At 68.1% G+C, this 14121-nt stretch carries 14 protein-coding genes; 6 read left to right on the top strand and 8 right to left on the bottom strand.

Going from position 1 to position 14121, the window contains the following annotated elements; all coding sequences use genetic code 11:
• Positions 1 to 69: 69 nt before the first annotated feature.
• The gene (locus EV672_RS00070; RefSeq protein ID WP_424923092.1) at positions 70 to 663 is read left to right on the top strand and encodes a lipocalin family protein; all 594 of its coding nucleotides are present in this window, start codon (positions 70 to 72) and stop codon (positions 661 to 663) included.
• Positions 664 to 733: 70 nt separating this feature from the next.
• Complete coding sequence (locus tag EV672_RS00065; protein WP_133605567.1) at positions 734 to 1822, top strand: NAD(P)-dependent alcohol dehydrogenase; 1089 nt, start codon at positions 734 to 736, stop codon at positions 1820 to 1822.
• 53 nt (positions 1823 to 1875) lie between these two features.
• Here the strand turns inward: EV672_RS00065 and EV672_RS00060 are convergent, their stop codons facing one another.
• Positions 1876 to 2211 carry a hypothetical protein gene (locus EV672_RS00060; protein WP_133605566.1) on the bottom strand — a complete coding sequence of 112 codons (336 nt, stop codon included), beginning with the start codon at positions 2209 to 2211 and terminating at the stop codon, positions 1876 to 1878.
• 25 nt (positions 2212 to 2236) lie between these two features.
• On the bottom strand, positions 2237 to 2854 hold the full coding sequence (yfcF, locus tag EV672_RS00055; protein ID WP_133605565.1) for a glutathione transferase: 618 nt from the start codon (positions 2852 to 2854) through the stop codon (positions 2237 to 2239).
• A gap of 677 nt (positions 2855 to 3531) precedes the next feature.
• Here yfcF and EV672_RS00050 point away from each other — a divergent pair.
• Complete coding sequence (locus EV672_RS00050; protein ID WP_133605564.1) at positions 3532 to 5547, top strand: DNA topoisomerase IV subunit B; 2016 nt, start codon at positions 3532 to 3534, stop codon at positions 5545 to 5547.
• Positions 5544 to 5969: a hypothetical protein gene (locus tag EV672_RS00045; RefSeq protein WP_133605563.1), complete on the top strand. Its 426-nt coding sequence runs from the start codon at positions 5544 to 5546 to the stop codon at positions 5967 to 5969. The genes EV672_RS00050 and EV672_RS00045 overlap by 4 nt, the downstream gene beginning before the upstream one ends.
• 12 nt (positions 5970 to 5981) lie before the next feature.
• On the opposite strand, the gene EV672_RS00040 is transcribed toward EV672_RS00045, so the two are convergent.
• Positions 5982 to 6893 (bottom strand): hypothetical protein, encoded by a 912-nt coding sequence (locus EV672_RS00040; protein WP_133605562.1) that lies wholly within the window; start codon positions 6891 to 6893, stop codon positions 5982 to 5984.
• 58 nt (positions 6894 to 6951) lie between these two features.
• Positions 6952 to 7563, bottom strand: a complete 612-nt coding sequence (locus EV672_RS00035) for a methyltransferase domain-containing protein (RefSeq protein ID WP_133605561.1) — start codon at positions 7561 to 7563, stop codon at positions 6952 to 6954.
• Between the two features lie 104 nt (positions 7564 to 7667).
• On the opposite strand from EV672_RS00035, the gene EV672_RS00030 reads away from it, so the two are divergent.
• Positions 7668 to 8594 (top strand): ABC transporter ATP-binding protein, encoded by a 927-nt coding sequence (locus tag EV672_RS00030; protein WP_133605560.1) that lies wholly within the window; start codon positions 7668 to 7670, stop codon positions 8592 to 8594.
• Between the two features lie 2 nt (positions 8595 to 8596).
• Entirely contained in the window at positions 8597 to 9358 is a 762-nt protein-coding gene (locus tag EV672_RS00025; protein WP_133606357.1) for an ABC transporter permease, read from the top strand.
• Between the two features lie 17 nt (positions 9359 to 9375).
• On the opposite strand, the gene EV672_RS00020 is transcribed toward EV672_RS00025, so the two are convergent.
• From EV672_RS00020 to EV672_RS00005, 4 genes are read right to left on the bottom strand one after another with little or no spacing between them, the layout of a single operon-like run.
• Positions 9376 to 10914, bottom strand: coding sequence for a cryptochrome/photolyase family protein (locus EV672_RS00020; RefSeq protein ID WP_133605559.1), 1539 nt, complete (start codon positions 10912 to 10914; stop codon positions 9376 to 9378).
• A 24-nt stretch (positions 10915 to 10938) separates the two neighbouring features.
• Positions 10939 to 12261 (bottom strand): DASH family cryptochrome, encoded by a 1323-nt coding sequence (locus tag EV672_RS00015; protein WP_133605558.1) that lies wholly within the window; start codon positions 12259 to 12261, stop codon positions 10939 to 10941.
• Positions 12258 to 12419 carry a DUF2256 domain-containing protein gene (locus tag EV672_RS00010; RefSeq protein WP_133605557.1) on the bottom strand — a complete coding sequence of 54 codons (162 nt, stop codon included), beginning with the start codon at positions 12417 to 12419 and terminating at the stop codon, positions 12258 to 12260. Before EV672_RS00010 ends, EV672_RS00015 begins: the two co-directional genes overlap by 4 nt.
• A 7-nt stretch (positions 12420 to 12426) precedes the next feature.
• Positions 12427 to 14013 (bottom strand): cryptochrome/deoxyribodipyrimidine photo-lyase family protein, encoded by a 1587-nt coding sequence (locus EV672_RS00005; protein ID WP_133605556.1) that lies wholly within the window; start codon positions 14011 to 14013, stop codon positions 12427 to 12429.
• Positions 14014 to 14121: the final 108 nt, after the last annotated feature.

The following is a 14121-nucleotide window of genomic DNA, read 5'->3' as shown; positions in this document are numbered from 1 at the left end:
GGGCTGCCCAGTGTAGTGAGGCGCAACGTGCCGCCCGGCGCCGGCGCTGGCGCGCTAAGCTGCACCTCTATGACAACCCCCCCCACTTTCAAGCTGACACTGCGGGCTGCGGCGCTCGCGCTGTGGGCCTGGCACGCGCATGCCGCTGCGGCGCAGCCCGTGCAGCCGACGGCACCGGTCATGCCCATCGCACCCATCGCGCCCATCGCCGCGCTCGACGTGCCCCGCTATATGGGCACCTGGTTCGAGATTGCCAATTTTCCCAACCGTTTCCAGCGCAAATGCGCGCGCAACACCGCGGCCGAGTACGCCTTGCAGGGCGACGGCACCGTGCGCGTGGCCAACCGCTGCCGCACGGCGCAGGGCGACACCCTCGAAGCGATCGGCCAGGCCCGCCAGATTGGCGCGACCACATCGCCCAAGCTGGAGGTGCGCTTCGCGCCGGCGTGGTTGTCTTTCCTGCCCATGGTCTGGGGCGATTACTGGGTCATCGACCTGGACGCGCGCTACCAGCTGGTGGCCGTGAGCGAACCCCGCCGCGAGTTCCTGTGGGTGCTGTCGCGCACGCCGCAGGTGGACGCCTCCGCCTACCATGCGCTGCTGGGCCGCCTGACGCAGCAAGGCTTCGACGTCGGCCGTCTGGAGCGCACACCGCAAGAGTGAACAGCAACGACACTGGAGCACCCCTTCCTCCCCTTCCGCTCCTCCACCCCATTCACCCCAAGGACAGCCCATGACCACCCCCGTTCGCAGCTACGCCGCCCACTCGCCCACCGGCCGCCTGGGCCTGTTCCAGTTCGACCGCCGCAGCCCGCGGCCCGACGACGTGGTCATCGAGGTCCTCTACTGCGGGGTCTGCCACTCCGACCTGCACACCGTGCGCAACGACTGGGGCAACGCCCAGTACCCCATCGTGCCGGGCCACGAAATCATCGGCCGGGTCGTGGCGGTGGGCGCCGAGGTGAGCCGCTTCCAGCCGGGTGAGCGCGTCGGCGTGGGTTGCATGGTCGCCTCCTGCCGCCATTGCGGCAGCTGCGGCAAGGGCTGGGAGCAGTACTGCGAAAGCGGCGCCACCTACACCTACAACAGCAAGGACCCGATCGACGGCAGCGCCACCCAGGGCGGCTACAGCGAGCAGATCGTCGTGGCGCAGGACTTCGTGCTGAAGGTGCCCGAGGCGCTGGACCCGGCCGCAACCGCACCGCTGCTGTGCGCCGGCATCACTACCTGGTCACCGCTGCGCCACTGGCAGGTGGGGCCGGGCAGCCGCGTCGCCATCGTGGGCCTGGGAGGCCTGGGCCACATGGGCCTGAAGCTGGCCAAGGCCATGGGGGCCGAAGTGACGCTGTTTTCGCGCTCGCCCGGCAAGGAGGCCGATGCGCGCCGCCTGGGCGCCGACCGCATCGTCATCTCGACCGACGAAGGGCAGATGGCCAGCGTGACGGGCCGCTTCGACCTCGTCATCGACACCGTGCCCTGCGACCACGACGTGAACCCCTACCTGCCCACGCTGGCGTCGAACGGCACCCTCGTGATGGTGGGCTACCTGGGGCCGCTGACCGTGCCGCTCAACACCGTGCCCATGGTGCGCGGCCGCAAGGCCCTGGCGGGCTCCTTGATCGGAGGCATCGCCGAAACGCAGGCCATGCTGGACTTCTGCGGCCAGCACGGCATCACGTCGGACATCGAGCTCATCCGCATCCAGGACATCAACGAGGCCTACGAGCGCCTGATCAAGGCCGATGTGAAGTACCGCTTCGTGATCGACATGGCCTCGCTCCAAGATGGCGCACCCGCGATGGGGTCAGGCGTGGCTGCGTGATGCGCGCCCATTGGACTGTCGATTTGCGTGCCGGCTCGCCACGGACACCGTGATCAGGCCCATGACAAACAGTGCCAGGGACTCTGGCTCAGGCGCCGCTGCTGCATACCCGTGGCCACAGCGAGCCCAGCAAGCGAAACCAGTGCGAGCAGAGCGATGCCGAAAGGCGCTGCATCGTTGCCATCGCCAACACGTTCGCATGTGCCAAAGAACCATTTGCATGAGTTGGGGCACTGCCATGTTGATGTGACACAGCCACCATGCCAAATGGCAAGGCATTGGATGCCAAAGACGATGGCGAAAGCCATTTGCAACCTCCGAGCGGGCGCAAAGAAGACCGCCACGGGTCCGGCCAATTGGACAATGATCAACGCGGCTTCGAGGTCCATCGCGGGGTCTTTGAGAGGAGGGCGGTCATTGGATTGCCCGTTGCATGTTGACCCATTCTTGAACACTTCGGCGTTGCCACTGAGTCCTGGCATATTGTGCCAAACGCTCCGGTACTTGATCGCCTGCCATGACAAGCCGGTTTAGCATCAGTGCCAAATCGGTGTCTGCGATGCACCACTGCTCAAACAGTGTTGCGTGGCCTGCTGACAAGAGTTGCTCGGAAGCCTTGAACAATTTTTCGGCCGCAATTCGCGCGACGCTGGAAAGTTGAGCCGGTGTGCGTTTCAGAAACACCACCTCAGTTGAGCGCTCCATCCGAATGGGCATCAGATCGCTGCGAAGCCAGGCTTGGATCTCCCGCGCTTTAGCGCGATCTCGAACATTGGCCGGATAGATCGGTGTGGCCGGATGAATTTCTTCAAGATACTCGCAAATCGCGGACGACTCTGAGAGGGTGAATTGATCGTGGCCAAGGGTTGGGACGCGAAGGGTCGTTGAAACCCCAGCATAGAGTGGTCCTGAATGCTCATTGCCCTGAAGATCGATCGGTACAACATCAAATGGGATGGATTTTTCGCGTAGAGCGACAAACGCAGACATTGCGTAGGGGGAAAGGTGGTTTGAGTCGATGAAAAGTTTCATGGTGTTTGTGGTGTGAGTTGCCTGAATGCAATCAGACCAGCCGGTCAAATCGCCGCATGCTGATCTCATTCATTTGCACCCTTCGGTACAGCCGCCCCTTCCGCTCCAGCACCCCTGCACAAGCCCCCATGCCCCGCTCCCAAGTGTTCGTTTGTGTATCGCGCTCACTATAACGAGGGGCTTTGACGCCGCCAAGTCGCTCACGGGCGCTTGCGCGTCAGCCATTTCGCTCAGTGCGCAAGCCAGAAAGCTCCGTCCGCAATCCGAAAGCCCTCACGCGCAAGGTTCAGCAACGTCGCGTGCAAGGCTTTTTGTGTGGCGCGCAAGGCTCGCTGGCTTGTGTGCAAGGTTCGCCATGCGGCGCGTAAGCCAAAACGCGTCGCGCGCAAGGTGTGCGGGCTCGGCGCGCAAAGCAAAAAGTCTTGCGGGCCGCGCACAAAGCCTTGCGCGCCGAGCCAAACGCCCGGCAGCCCGCCCGACGGGGCTTGCGCGCCGCACGCGGGGGGCGGTCTCAGCACCGCCAAAGCTTGTGCGCCAGCCTCTCCCAGTCGCGCGCCGCGCTCTGTCGTCCACGTGCGGCTCGCGTTGGGCCGCTGCTCGGGCGCCAAGCTCGGCGTGCCGCCCTCCCTGCCTGGCGCGTCAGGCTGTGTGTGCGGTGGGCTGACTAGAATCCCCGCATGGCCACCCCCGCACCCACCGCTTCCTCTTCCGCACCTTCGGCCGCTTACGGCGAAGGTTCCATCCGCGTCCTCAAGGGTCTGGAGCCCGTCAAGCAGCGTCCGGGCATGTACACCCGCACGGACAACCCGCTGCACATCGTCCAGGAAGTCATCGACAACGCCGCCGACGAGGCCCTGGCGGGCTTCGGCAAGCGCATCGGCCTCACTTTGCACGCCGATGGCTCCATCAGCGTGGAGGACGACGGCCGCGGCATCCCCTTCGGCCTGCACCCGGAAGAAGGCGTCAGCGTGGTGGAAATCGTCTTCACCCGCCTGCACGCCGGTGGCAAGTTCGACAAGGGTTCGGGCGGCGCCTACAGCTTCTCGGGCGGCCTGCACGGCGTGGGCGTGAGCGTGACCAACGCGCTGTCCACGCGCCTGCAAGTCACGGTGTGCCGCGACAAGCAGGTCGCCACGCTGGCCTTCAGCGGCGGCGACGTCATCGAGCCGGTGGCCGTGCGCCCCGCCGTCACGGGGGCCGCGGGTGACCGCAAGCAGGGCACCACGGTGCGCGTGTGGCCCGACGCCAAGTATTTTGAGAGCGCCGATTTGCCCCGCAGCGAGCTGGTGCACATGCTGCGCAGCAAAGCCGTGCTGATGCCGGGCGTGACCATCACGCTCACCATCGAGAAAACCGGCAAAGAGCCCGAGGTGCTGACCTGGCTCTACAAGGGCGGCCTGCGCGATTACCTCTCGCAGTCGCTCAACGCCGAGCCCGTGATCCCGCTGTTCGAGGGCGCGCAGTACGCCACCAGCTCCGAGAGCGAGAACTTCGCCGAAGGCGAGGGCGCCGCCTGGTGCGTGGCCTTCACCGAAGACGGCGCGCCCATGCGCGAGAGCTACGTCAACCTCATCCCGACGGTGGCCGGTGGCACGCACGAGGCGGGCCTGAAGGACGGGCTGTTCCAGGCGGTCAAGGGCTTCATCGAGATGCACGCGCTGACCCCGAAGGGCGTCAAGCTGATGCCCGATGACGTTTTTTCACGCGCCAGCTTTGTGCTGAGCGCCAAGGTGCTGGACCCGCAGTTCCAGGGCCAGACCAAGGAGCGCCTGAACAGCCGCGACGCCGTGCGCCTGGTGGGCACCTTCGTCAAGCCCGCGCTGGAGCTGTGGCTCAACCAGCACGTGGACCACGGCAAGAAGCTGGCCGAGCTGGTCATCAAGCAGGCCCAGGCCCGCCAGCGCGCAGGGCAAAAGGTCGAGAAGAAAAAGGGCTCCGGCGTGGCCGTGCTGCCCGGCAAGCTGACCGATTGCGAAAGCCGCGACCTCAGCCTGAACGAAGTCTTCCTGGTCGAGGGCGATTCGGCCGGCGGCAGCGCCAAGATGGGCCGCAACAAGGAGACGCAGGCCATCCTGCCCCTGCGCGGCAAGGTGCTCAACGCCTGGGAGGTTGAGCGCGACCTGCTGTTCAAGAACAACGAAATCCACGACATCTCGGTGGCCATCGGTGTGGACCCGCACGGCCCCAACGACTCGCCCGACCTGAGCGGCCTGCGCTACGGCAAGGTCTGCATCCTGTCGGACGCCGATGTCGATGGCTCGCACATCCAGGTGCTGCTGCTCACGCTGTTCTTCCGCCACTTCCCCAAGCTGATCGAGGCAGGGCACATCCACATCGCCCGCCCGCCGCTGTACCGTGTCGATGCGCCGGCGCGTGGCAAGAAGCCGGCGGCCAAGCTCTACGCGCTGGACGAGGGCGAGCTCACCGCCATCCTCGACAAGTTGCGCAAGGAAGGTTGCCGCGAAGGCGCCTGGAGCATCAGCCGCTTCAAGGGCCTGGGCGAGATGAACGCCGAGCAGCTGTGGGACACCACCCTGAACCCCGACACCCGCCGCCTGCTGCCCGTGGCCTATGGCGAGCCGGGCTTCGAGCTGACCGAGACTTCCTTCAACAAGCTGATGGGCAAGGGCGAGGCCGCCTCGCGCCGCGAGCTGATGGAGCTGCGCGGGGACGACGTTGAGATCGACGTGTGACGGCCGACCCGCCCCTGTGGCGCATGAGCCTGTCGGGCTCTGAGCTGGCGCGCATCACCCGGGAGGGCGATGACCTCGTGCTGGCCTTCGCCGTGGCCCAGGTGCAGCCCGCCACGCCGCCACGCCTCGGCCAGGGCGACGACACGGCCTACCTGGCCGGTGTGGTGTGGCGCTTGCTGGGTGCCACGGCGGTGGGCGCCGAGCCTGCGCCCGAGGGCCTGTGGGGCCGCTTGGCCGACAGCGAACTTCGGGTGGCGGGCGAGGGGCGGGCCCGTGTGGCTTTCGACTTGCCGGGCACCCTGACCGGGCCGCTCACGCTGCGCTTGTGCACGGCCCTGGGCACGGTGTGGACGCTGCAGGCACAGGGCCTGGCGGTGGTGCTGCCGGATGCCGGCGTGCCCCGGCCATCCCTGGCCTGTTGACGGCGTCGGGCCTCAGGTCGGCTGCAGGGCGTACCAGATTTCAAAGTGGTTGTGGCGCACCTTGGTGCACATGGCGGGCGGCAGGGTGAGGGCCACGGGCGCCGGCTGGATGGCGCTGTCCACGGCGCTGCGCACGCGCGCCAGCACGGCCTCGTCCACGCGGTCGGCGCAGTAGCGAAGGTCGTTGCGGGCCGGTGCCCGGCGGTCGCTGACCACCTCGATGCCCGGCACGATCAGGCCCGCTTCGCGCAGGGCCTTCTGCGCCGCGGTGGCCACGGGGCGGTCGGTTTCGCGGCCGATCTGCAGGTACACGCGGGCGGGCAGGACGGTCTGGTCCAGGGCCTTGAGCAGCGGTGTGGGCGCAGCCGCTGCCGGTGCGGCGCTCGCACCTGCCGTGTCGGGCCGGCGGATGGCGTCGATGCGGGCGCTGTCCATGTAGGCCAGGATGGCGTTGGCGTTGCCTTGTTCGGCCGGCGTGGCGTTGGGGCGCTGGCCCTTGGTCACGGTGTTCTGCACCAGCAGCAGCACGGGCTTGGCGATGCGGTCGTTCACGGCCTTGTCCACCAGCAGGGCGTCAAGCAGGATGATGGCCATGTCGGCCTCGGTGCGGTTGTCCGAGGTGAGCATGGGGCCGAGCTTGAGCACGGTTTCCATGTCGGTGCGTGAGCGCTCGGCCGCCTGGCGCTGCGCGATCTCCTCGCGGTTGAGGTAGTTGCGCAGCTCGGTGAAGCCCGTGGCCGTGACGCCCGCCAGCACCGTGGTGAGCAGCCAGAAGCCGGTCTTCGATTCGAAGAAGCTGGAGATGCGCTCCAGCCAGCCGGGCGGGGCCTTCTTGCCGCCCAGGGCCGTCAGTTCGCGGCGCACTTCGTCGCGGAAGAGTTCTTCGTCTCGGATGGCCTGGCGTTGGGCGTCGGTCAATGGCATGGGATGGCTTCCTGTGTGTGTTGGTGTGTGTGTTTGCGTGGGCGTGCCTGGATGTGCTTCAGCGCCGCCGCAGCGGCACCGCCAGCTCGTGCGAGAGGCTGGGGTGCTGCACCTGGGCATAAGGCGGCTTGGGCCAGTCCCACTGCGTGGCGGGGAAGAGGGCGCGCATGGCGTTGATGTCGCAGTGGTAGGGCGGGCCTTCGATCAGCCCTTCCTGCGTGGCCCCGGGCCGCACCATCTGCATGAACAGCGCGAACAGGGTGCCGCCGGGCTTCAGCCAGCGCTGCAGCTGCGCGGCGTAGGCCGTCCAGTGGTCGGGGTGGATGGCGCAGAGGCAGGTTTGCTCGTAGATGGCGTCCAGCGGGGCGTCGGGCTGCCAGGCCAGCACGTCGGCGCGCTCGATGCGGGCCGTCAGGTGCTGCGAGGCCAGCAGCGCCCGCGAGCGCTCGACCGCCGCCTCGGTGTAGTCGATGCCGATGACGTCGAAGCCACGGCGGGCCAGTTCGGCCACCTCCCAGCCGCCACCGCAGCCGGGCACGGCGATGCGGCAGGGTGCCAGGGCGCCGCTGTCCAGCCAGGCCAGCAGTTGCGGGCTGGGGGCGCCGCGGTCCCAGCGGGTTTCCTGTTTGTCGAAGCGTTCTTGCCAGAAGGCGGAGGTGGGGCCGGACATGGGTTGGCGCCTTGGGGACAAGGCCTTGCATCGGGACGTTCAGTCTAGCGCGCTGGTATGCTGGGTTTTCCGCCTGACAGGCCTTTCCCGCTGCACTGGAGCCCATGCAGAACATCATCGCCATCGAAGGGCTGTCGAAGTCCTATGCCTCGGGTTTCCAGGCGCTCAAGGGCGTCAACCTGGACATCCGCCAGGGCGAAATCCTGGCCCTGCTGGGGCCGAACGGGGCGGGCAAGACCACGCTCATCAGCATCGTTTGCGGCATCGTCACGGCCAGCGCCGGGCGCGTGTCGGTGGGCGGCTTCGACACGGTGCAGGACTACCGCGCCAGCCGAGCGCTGATCGGCCTGGTGCCCCAGGAGCTGACCACCGACGCCTTCGAGACCGTCTGGAACACCGTGAGCTTCAGCCGCGGCCTGTTCGGCAAGCCGAAGAACCCGGCGCTGATCGAGCAGGTGCTGCGCGACCTCTCGCTGTGGGACAAGAAGGACAACATGATCATGACGCTCTCGGGCGGCATGAAGCGGCGGGTGATGATCGCCAAGGCGCTGTCGCACGAGCCGCGGGTGCTCTTCCTCGACGAGCCGACCGCAGGCGTGGACGTGGCCCTGCGCCGCGACATGTGGGCCCTGGTGCGCCGCCTGCAGCAGTCGGGCGTGACCATCATCCTGACCACGCACTACATCGAAGAGGCCCAGGAGATGGCCGACCGCATCGGCGTCATCCGCCAGGGCGAGCTGTTGCTGGTCGAGGACAAGGACGAGCTGATGCGCAAGCTGGGCAAGAAGCAGCTGACCCTGAGCCTGCCCGAGCCTCTGGACGCCTTGCCCTCGGGGCTGCTGTCGCTGGGCCTGAGCCTGGCCGAGGGCGGCGAGGCCCTGAGCTTCAGCTACGACGCCGCCGACGCCAGCGTCGATGTGCCCGGCCTGCTGCAGGCCGTGCAGGACGCGGGCATCCGCTTCAGTGACATCCACACCACCCAGAGTTCGCTGGAAGACATCTTCGTCAACCTGCTGGAGGAGCGCGCATGAGCTTGAACATCCACGCCATCCGTGCGATCTACGCCTTCGAGATGGCCCGCACGCGGCGCACGCTGATGCAGAGCATCGTCTCGCCGGTCATTTCCACCTCGCTGTACTTCGTGGTGTTCGGCGCGGCCATCGGCTCGCGCATCCAGGAGGTGGACGGCGTGGCCTACGGCGCCTTCATCGTGCCGGGCCTGATCATGCTGTCGCTGCTGACGCAAAGCATCTCGAACGCGTCCTTCGGCATCTACTTCCCGAAGTTCACCGGGACGATTTACGAGCTGCTGTCGGCGCCGGTGTCGCCGCTGGAGATCGTGCTGAGCTATGTGGGCGCGGCGGCCACGAAGTCGATGGTGCTGGGCCTGATCATCCTGGCCACGGCGGGCCTGTTCGTGCCGCTGCACATCGAACACCCGCTGTGGATGCTGGTGTTCCTGGTGCTGACCTCGGTGACCTTCAGCCTGGTGGGCTTCATCATCGGGCTGTGGGCCGACAACTTCGAGAAGCTGCAGGTGGTGCCGCTGCTGATCATCACGCCGCTGACCTTCCTGGGCGGCAGCTTCTACTCCATCAAGATGCTGCCGGCGTTCTGGCAGACGGTCTCGCTGTTCAACCCGGTGGTCTATCTGGTCAGCGGCTTCCGCTGGTGCTTCCTCGGCCAGGCCGACGTGAGCGTGGGCACCAGCCTGGGCATGACGCTGGCCTTCATGCTGGGCTCGCTGGGCGTGGTGGGCTGGATCTTCAAGACGGGCTGGCGTTTGAAGCGTTGAAGCGCTGAGGCAGGCGCTCAGAGCCTGTCCAGCCGCGCCTGGATGCCGCGGGCCTGCTGCTGGATGGCGTCGCGCTCGGCCTCGTCCATCTTGTCGATGTTGCGATAGACCATGCCGATGCGCGGGTTGCGGCGCAGCTGGTCGTCGTAGCGCAGGTGGAAGTCCCAGTAGAGCGCGTTGAAGGGGCAGGCGCGCTCGCCGATGCGTTCCTTCTTGCGGTAATGGCAGCCCTTGCAGTGGTCGCCCATGCGGTCGATGTAGGCCGCGCTGGACACGTAAGGTTTGGTGGCCAGCAGGCCGCCGTCGGCGAACTGGCTCATGCCCAGCGTGTTGGGCAGCTCGACCCACTCGATGGCGTCGATGTAAACGCCCAGGTACCAGCGGTGCACGGCTTGCGGGTCCAGGCCCGCCAGCAAGGCGAAGTTGCCGATGACCATCAGGCGCTGGATGTGGTGGGCATAGGCTTCGCGCAGCGATTGCCCCACCGCCTGGGCCATGCAGGCCATCTGCGTGTCGCCCGTCCAGAACCAGGGTGGCAAGGGCAGGGCGTGGCCGAAGTGGTTCTTCTCGTCGTAGCCGGGCATCTGCGCCCAATAGACGCCGCGCACGTACTCGCGCCATCCCAATATTTGACGGATGAAGCCTTCGGCGGCGGCCAGGGGCACGTGGCCTGCGTGCCAGGCGGCTTCTGCCGCGTCGATCACCTCGCGCGGCCGCAGCATCTTCACGTTGAGCGCGAAGGACAGCAGCGAGTGGAAGAGCCGCCAGGCCTTGCCGGTGAGGGCGTCCTGGTAGTCGCCAAAGTGCGGCAGGGCGTGGGTGACGAAGGCCTGCAGGTGCTGCAAGGCCTCGGCGCGGTTCAGGGGCCAGGCCAGGCGCTCGGCCTGCGGGTCACCGAAGGTTTTCACGCCCGCGGCTTCGATGGTGGCCCACAGGGCGCTGTGGTCGTGCGGGGTGCGCCAGTCGGCAGGCTCGGCCGGGGTGCCGGGCCAGGGCTTGCGGTTGTCGTGGTCGAAGTTCCACTGGCCGCCTTCGGGCTGGCCTTCGGCGTCCAGCAGCACGCGGTGCTTGAGCCGCATCTGGCGGTAGAAGTGCTCCATCAGCCACTGCTTGCGCTTGGCAAAAATCTCAGCGGCTTCATCGCGGGTGGTGAGGAAATGGTCGGTGTCGACCATGTCCACCTGCAGGCCTTCGGCGCGCCTGGCATCTGCCCAGCGGGCCAGTTGCGCGTCCACCCGCCAGTCGTCGGGCGCCTGGTACTGCACGGCAGTGGCCTGGTAGTGCGCAACCAAGGCGTCGAGGTTGTCGGTGAAGGACTGGCGGTTGCTTGGGTCGTCGACGGCGACGTGGCGCACGCGGTGGCCGGCCTCGCGCAGCTGGCGCGCCAGCTCGCGCATGCCGGCGAACATGGCCAGCACTTTCTGCGCGTGGTGCAGGACGTGGTCGGTTTCCTGGCGCACCTCCATGAAGACGTGGACCACGCCCTCATCGACGCTGTCGAACCAGGGGTGCTGGGGGTCGAGCTGGTCGGCCAGCAGCAGGCGCAGGGTGGTCATGCCGAAGCTTTCATGCAAATGCTCTCAGGCGGTGCCCCACAGGCGGCGGTAGGCGCCGTCGGGGTCGTGCTCGCGGGTTTGCTTGTCGGGGTTGAAGCGGCGGCCGCCGCGCGGGTCGGTGCCGCGGCCCGACACGTAGAGCCAGTTGCCCTGGTTGCTGTGCACGTCGAAGTCGATCAGGCAGGCCTCGAACCAGGCGGCACCGGCGCGCCAGTCGCAGGCCAGGTCATGGATCAGGTAGCTGGCCACCACCTGGCGCAGGCGGTTGGACAGCCAGCCGGTGGCAGCCAGCTCGCGCATGCCGGCGTCCACCAGGGGCTCGCCCGTGCGGCCTTCGCACCAGCACCGGAAGGCGGCTTCGTCGTGCGGCGGCGTGGGCAGCTGGCTCAGGCCGCGGGCGCGGTACAGCGCGCTGCCGTGCTTCAGGTGCAGCAGGCGGAAGTGTTCGCGCCACAGCAGCTCGAACCAGAGCCAGTAGGAGCCGTCGTTGGCGCCATGCTCGGCTTCGAACGCCCGGATGGCCGCGATGGCCTGGGCCGCCGACAGCGCCCCGGTGGCCAGCCAGGGCGAGAGTTTGCTGGAGAAGTCGGTGCCGCTCAGGCCGTTGCGCGTGGCCTTGTAGCTGTGCGGCAGGCGGCGCGCGAAGTACTGGGCCAGGTGGGCCTGGGCGCCGCGTTCACCGGCCGCGAAGGCCGGTTGGTGGAAGGGGAATGACGAGCGCGCGTCAGGTGAAGGCACGGCCACGGGCAGGGGCTGGCCCTTGTGCGGGGCTGGCAGCTCGGGCACCGGCGGCAGGGCCTGCGGTGCGGGCAGGGGCGTGCGGGGCGCGATGCCGGCTTGCTCAACGTGCTGGCGGAAGGTGGTGAAGACGGCGGGCAGGTCCCGCTGCGAGAAGGGCAGGTCGTCGGGCGCCAGCATGGTGGACTGCCAATGCCAGGTGCATGACCACGTGCAGGACGCCTCCAGGCGCTTGGCCGCGCGGGCGATCGCTTTGGCCTGATCTGCTTCTTCCGGGGCGGGGATGTCTTCGGAGTGCAGGGCCACGGCCTCGGTGGCCGACATGAGTTCAGGCAGCACGACCTCGGGCGCGCCGTGCAGCACCAGCAGGCGGCTGCCGCGGGCGCGCAGTTCGGCGTCCAGCGCGGCCACGGTGCCGGCCAGCCAGGCCTGGCGGTGCGGGCCGATGCGTTGTGGCAGCCAGCGGCTGGCGTCTGCCTGGGCCGGGTCCCAGACGAGGACGGGCAGCAAGGGCAGACTGCGCGCCTTGGCCTCGGCGATGGCGGCCAGCAGCGCGGGGTTGTCCGACACCCGCAGATCGTTGCGGAACCAGTGGACGACGCAGCTCATGCTTGGGCGGCCTTGCCGCTGGTCTTGGTTCCCGTCTGGCGGCAGCGGTCGGAGCAGTACTTGACGCCCTCCCAGTCGCGCTCCCACTTCTTGCGCCAGGCGAAGGGGCGTTGGCAGCACACGCACACCTTGGTGGGCAGCTCGGATTTTTGGCGCATGCGCATCTCAGAACTCCAGGGACAGTTGGGGCGAGGGCTCGGGCGCGTCTTTCGCCACGCGCTTGGGCTTGCCGTTGCGGAAGGTCCGCGAGCCGTGTTTGCGCACGATCTCGGCCTTGGCGGCCTTGACCTCGGGCTGGGCGCGCAGGCCGTGCACGCGCGCTTTGGCCTCGCGCGTGGCCACGTCCAGGGCCACCAGGGGCTGGGGGATGTCGGCTTCGGCGTCGCGGCCCACGCGCAGGCCCAGGCTGGCCTGCAGCTCGGGCGGCATCTGCCAGGGTTCGAACAACCACTCGGGTGGCACGCGCCGCATCGCCGGCAGCCAGCGCCGCACGAAATGGCCGTGCGGGTCGTGGTCTTGCGCCTGTTTGATGGGGTTGTAAACCCGCGTGGTGTTGATGCCCGTGGTGCCCGCCTGCATCTGCATCTGGCTCCAGTGGATGCCGGGCTCGTAGTCCAGGAACTGCGTGGCCAGCCACTCGCCCACCGGCCGCCAGTGCAGCCACAGCGGGTAGCTCGCCACCGAGACCAGCATGGCGCGCATGCGGAAGTTCACCCAACCGGTGTGGCGCAGCATGGCCACGCAGGCGTCCACCATGGGCCAGCCGGTGCGGCCTTGGCGCAGGGCGTCGAAGTGGGCTTGGTTGAAGTCGGGCTCGCGCAGGCCGTCGTAGCCGCGGTGCAGGTTGCGCCACTCCAGCTCCGGCTCGCTTTCCAGCTTCTGGATGAAGTGGCAGTGCCAGTGCATGCGGCTCATGAAGGCGCTCAGGCCGGCGCGTTGGCGCTTGGCGCTGGGGCTGTCGATGGCGTCGAGCTCGGCCATGCGCGCCACGGTGGCCTGCACCACCTCGCGCGCACCCAGGCAGCCGTGCGCCAGGTAGGGCGACAGCCGCGAGCAGGCCGTGGGCGCTGACAACGGCGAGGAGATGCCGCCGCGGTACTGGCCGCAGCGGTCGTGAAGGAAGTCGTGGAGCACACCGAGCGCGGCCAGGCGGCCACCGCGCTGGCGGGCGGGCGGAATGCCGCCATCCAGCCCCAGGTCGGCGAGGGTGGGCAGGGCGAGGTCCAGCCGGGCGCGGGTGCGCATCGCCTCGTCGTCGGACAGGCCGTGCTCAATGGGTGCGGCCCAGGTGGGCGCCGACATGAAGGCCTGCCAGTGTCGGTGCCAGTGGTCGCGGTCGCGCAGCCGGCGCACCACGCCGAACTGCGGCCACTCCTGCCAGCGCACGCCGCGCTCACGGCACCAGCGGGCCACGGCGATGTCGCGCTGGAAGGTGAAGTCGTTGCCGGTTTCCTCGTGGGACAGCATGGTGTCGAAGGGCTGGGCCTGCCAGTGGCGCTCCAGCACCGCCACGGCCTCGCCGGTGTCCACCGCCAGTTCACCGCCCACCGAGCGCATCGCCACGCCCAGGTCGAGCAGGCTTTCGCGCACGAAGGCCCAGTGCTGGGCCGCGGCGTCGGGCAGGGCCCACAGGCCGGGTTCGGCGATGTAGAGGCCGCGCAGGGGCTGGTCAGGCGCAGCTTGGCCCGCGGCGTGGGCGGCAGCGTGGTCGGTGAGGCGCAGGTCGCGCTTGAACCAGACGAGGGCGGGCATGGGTCGAGCTTAGGGAAGGTCTGCACAAACCGCCCAGACACGTGCTTGGCGCAGACCTGATTGCCTGAGAGCATTGAGCCCATGAAGCAGAGCAGCCTTGGATTGGGA

It is taken from the genome of Aquabacterium commune (assembly GCF_004362855.1).
Taxonomy (GTDB): domain Bacteria; phylum Pseudomonadota; class Gammaproteobacteria; order Burkholderiales; family Burkholderiaceae_C; genus Aquabacterium; species Aquabacterium commune.
Note: the sequence above shows the minus strand (reverse complement) of the source record. Positions and strands in the feature narration are given on the sequence as shown.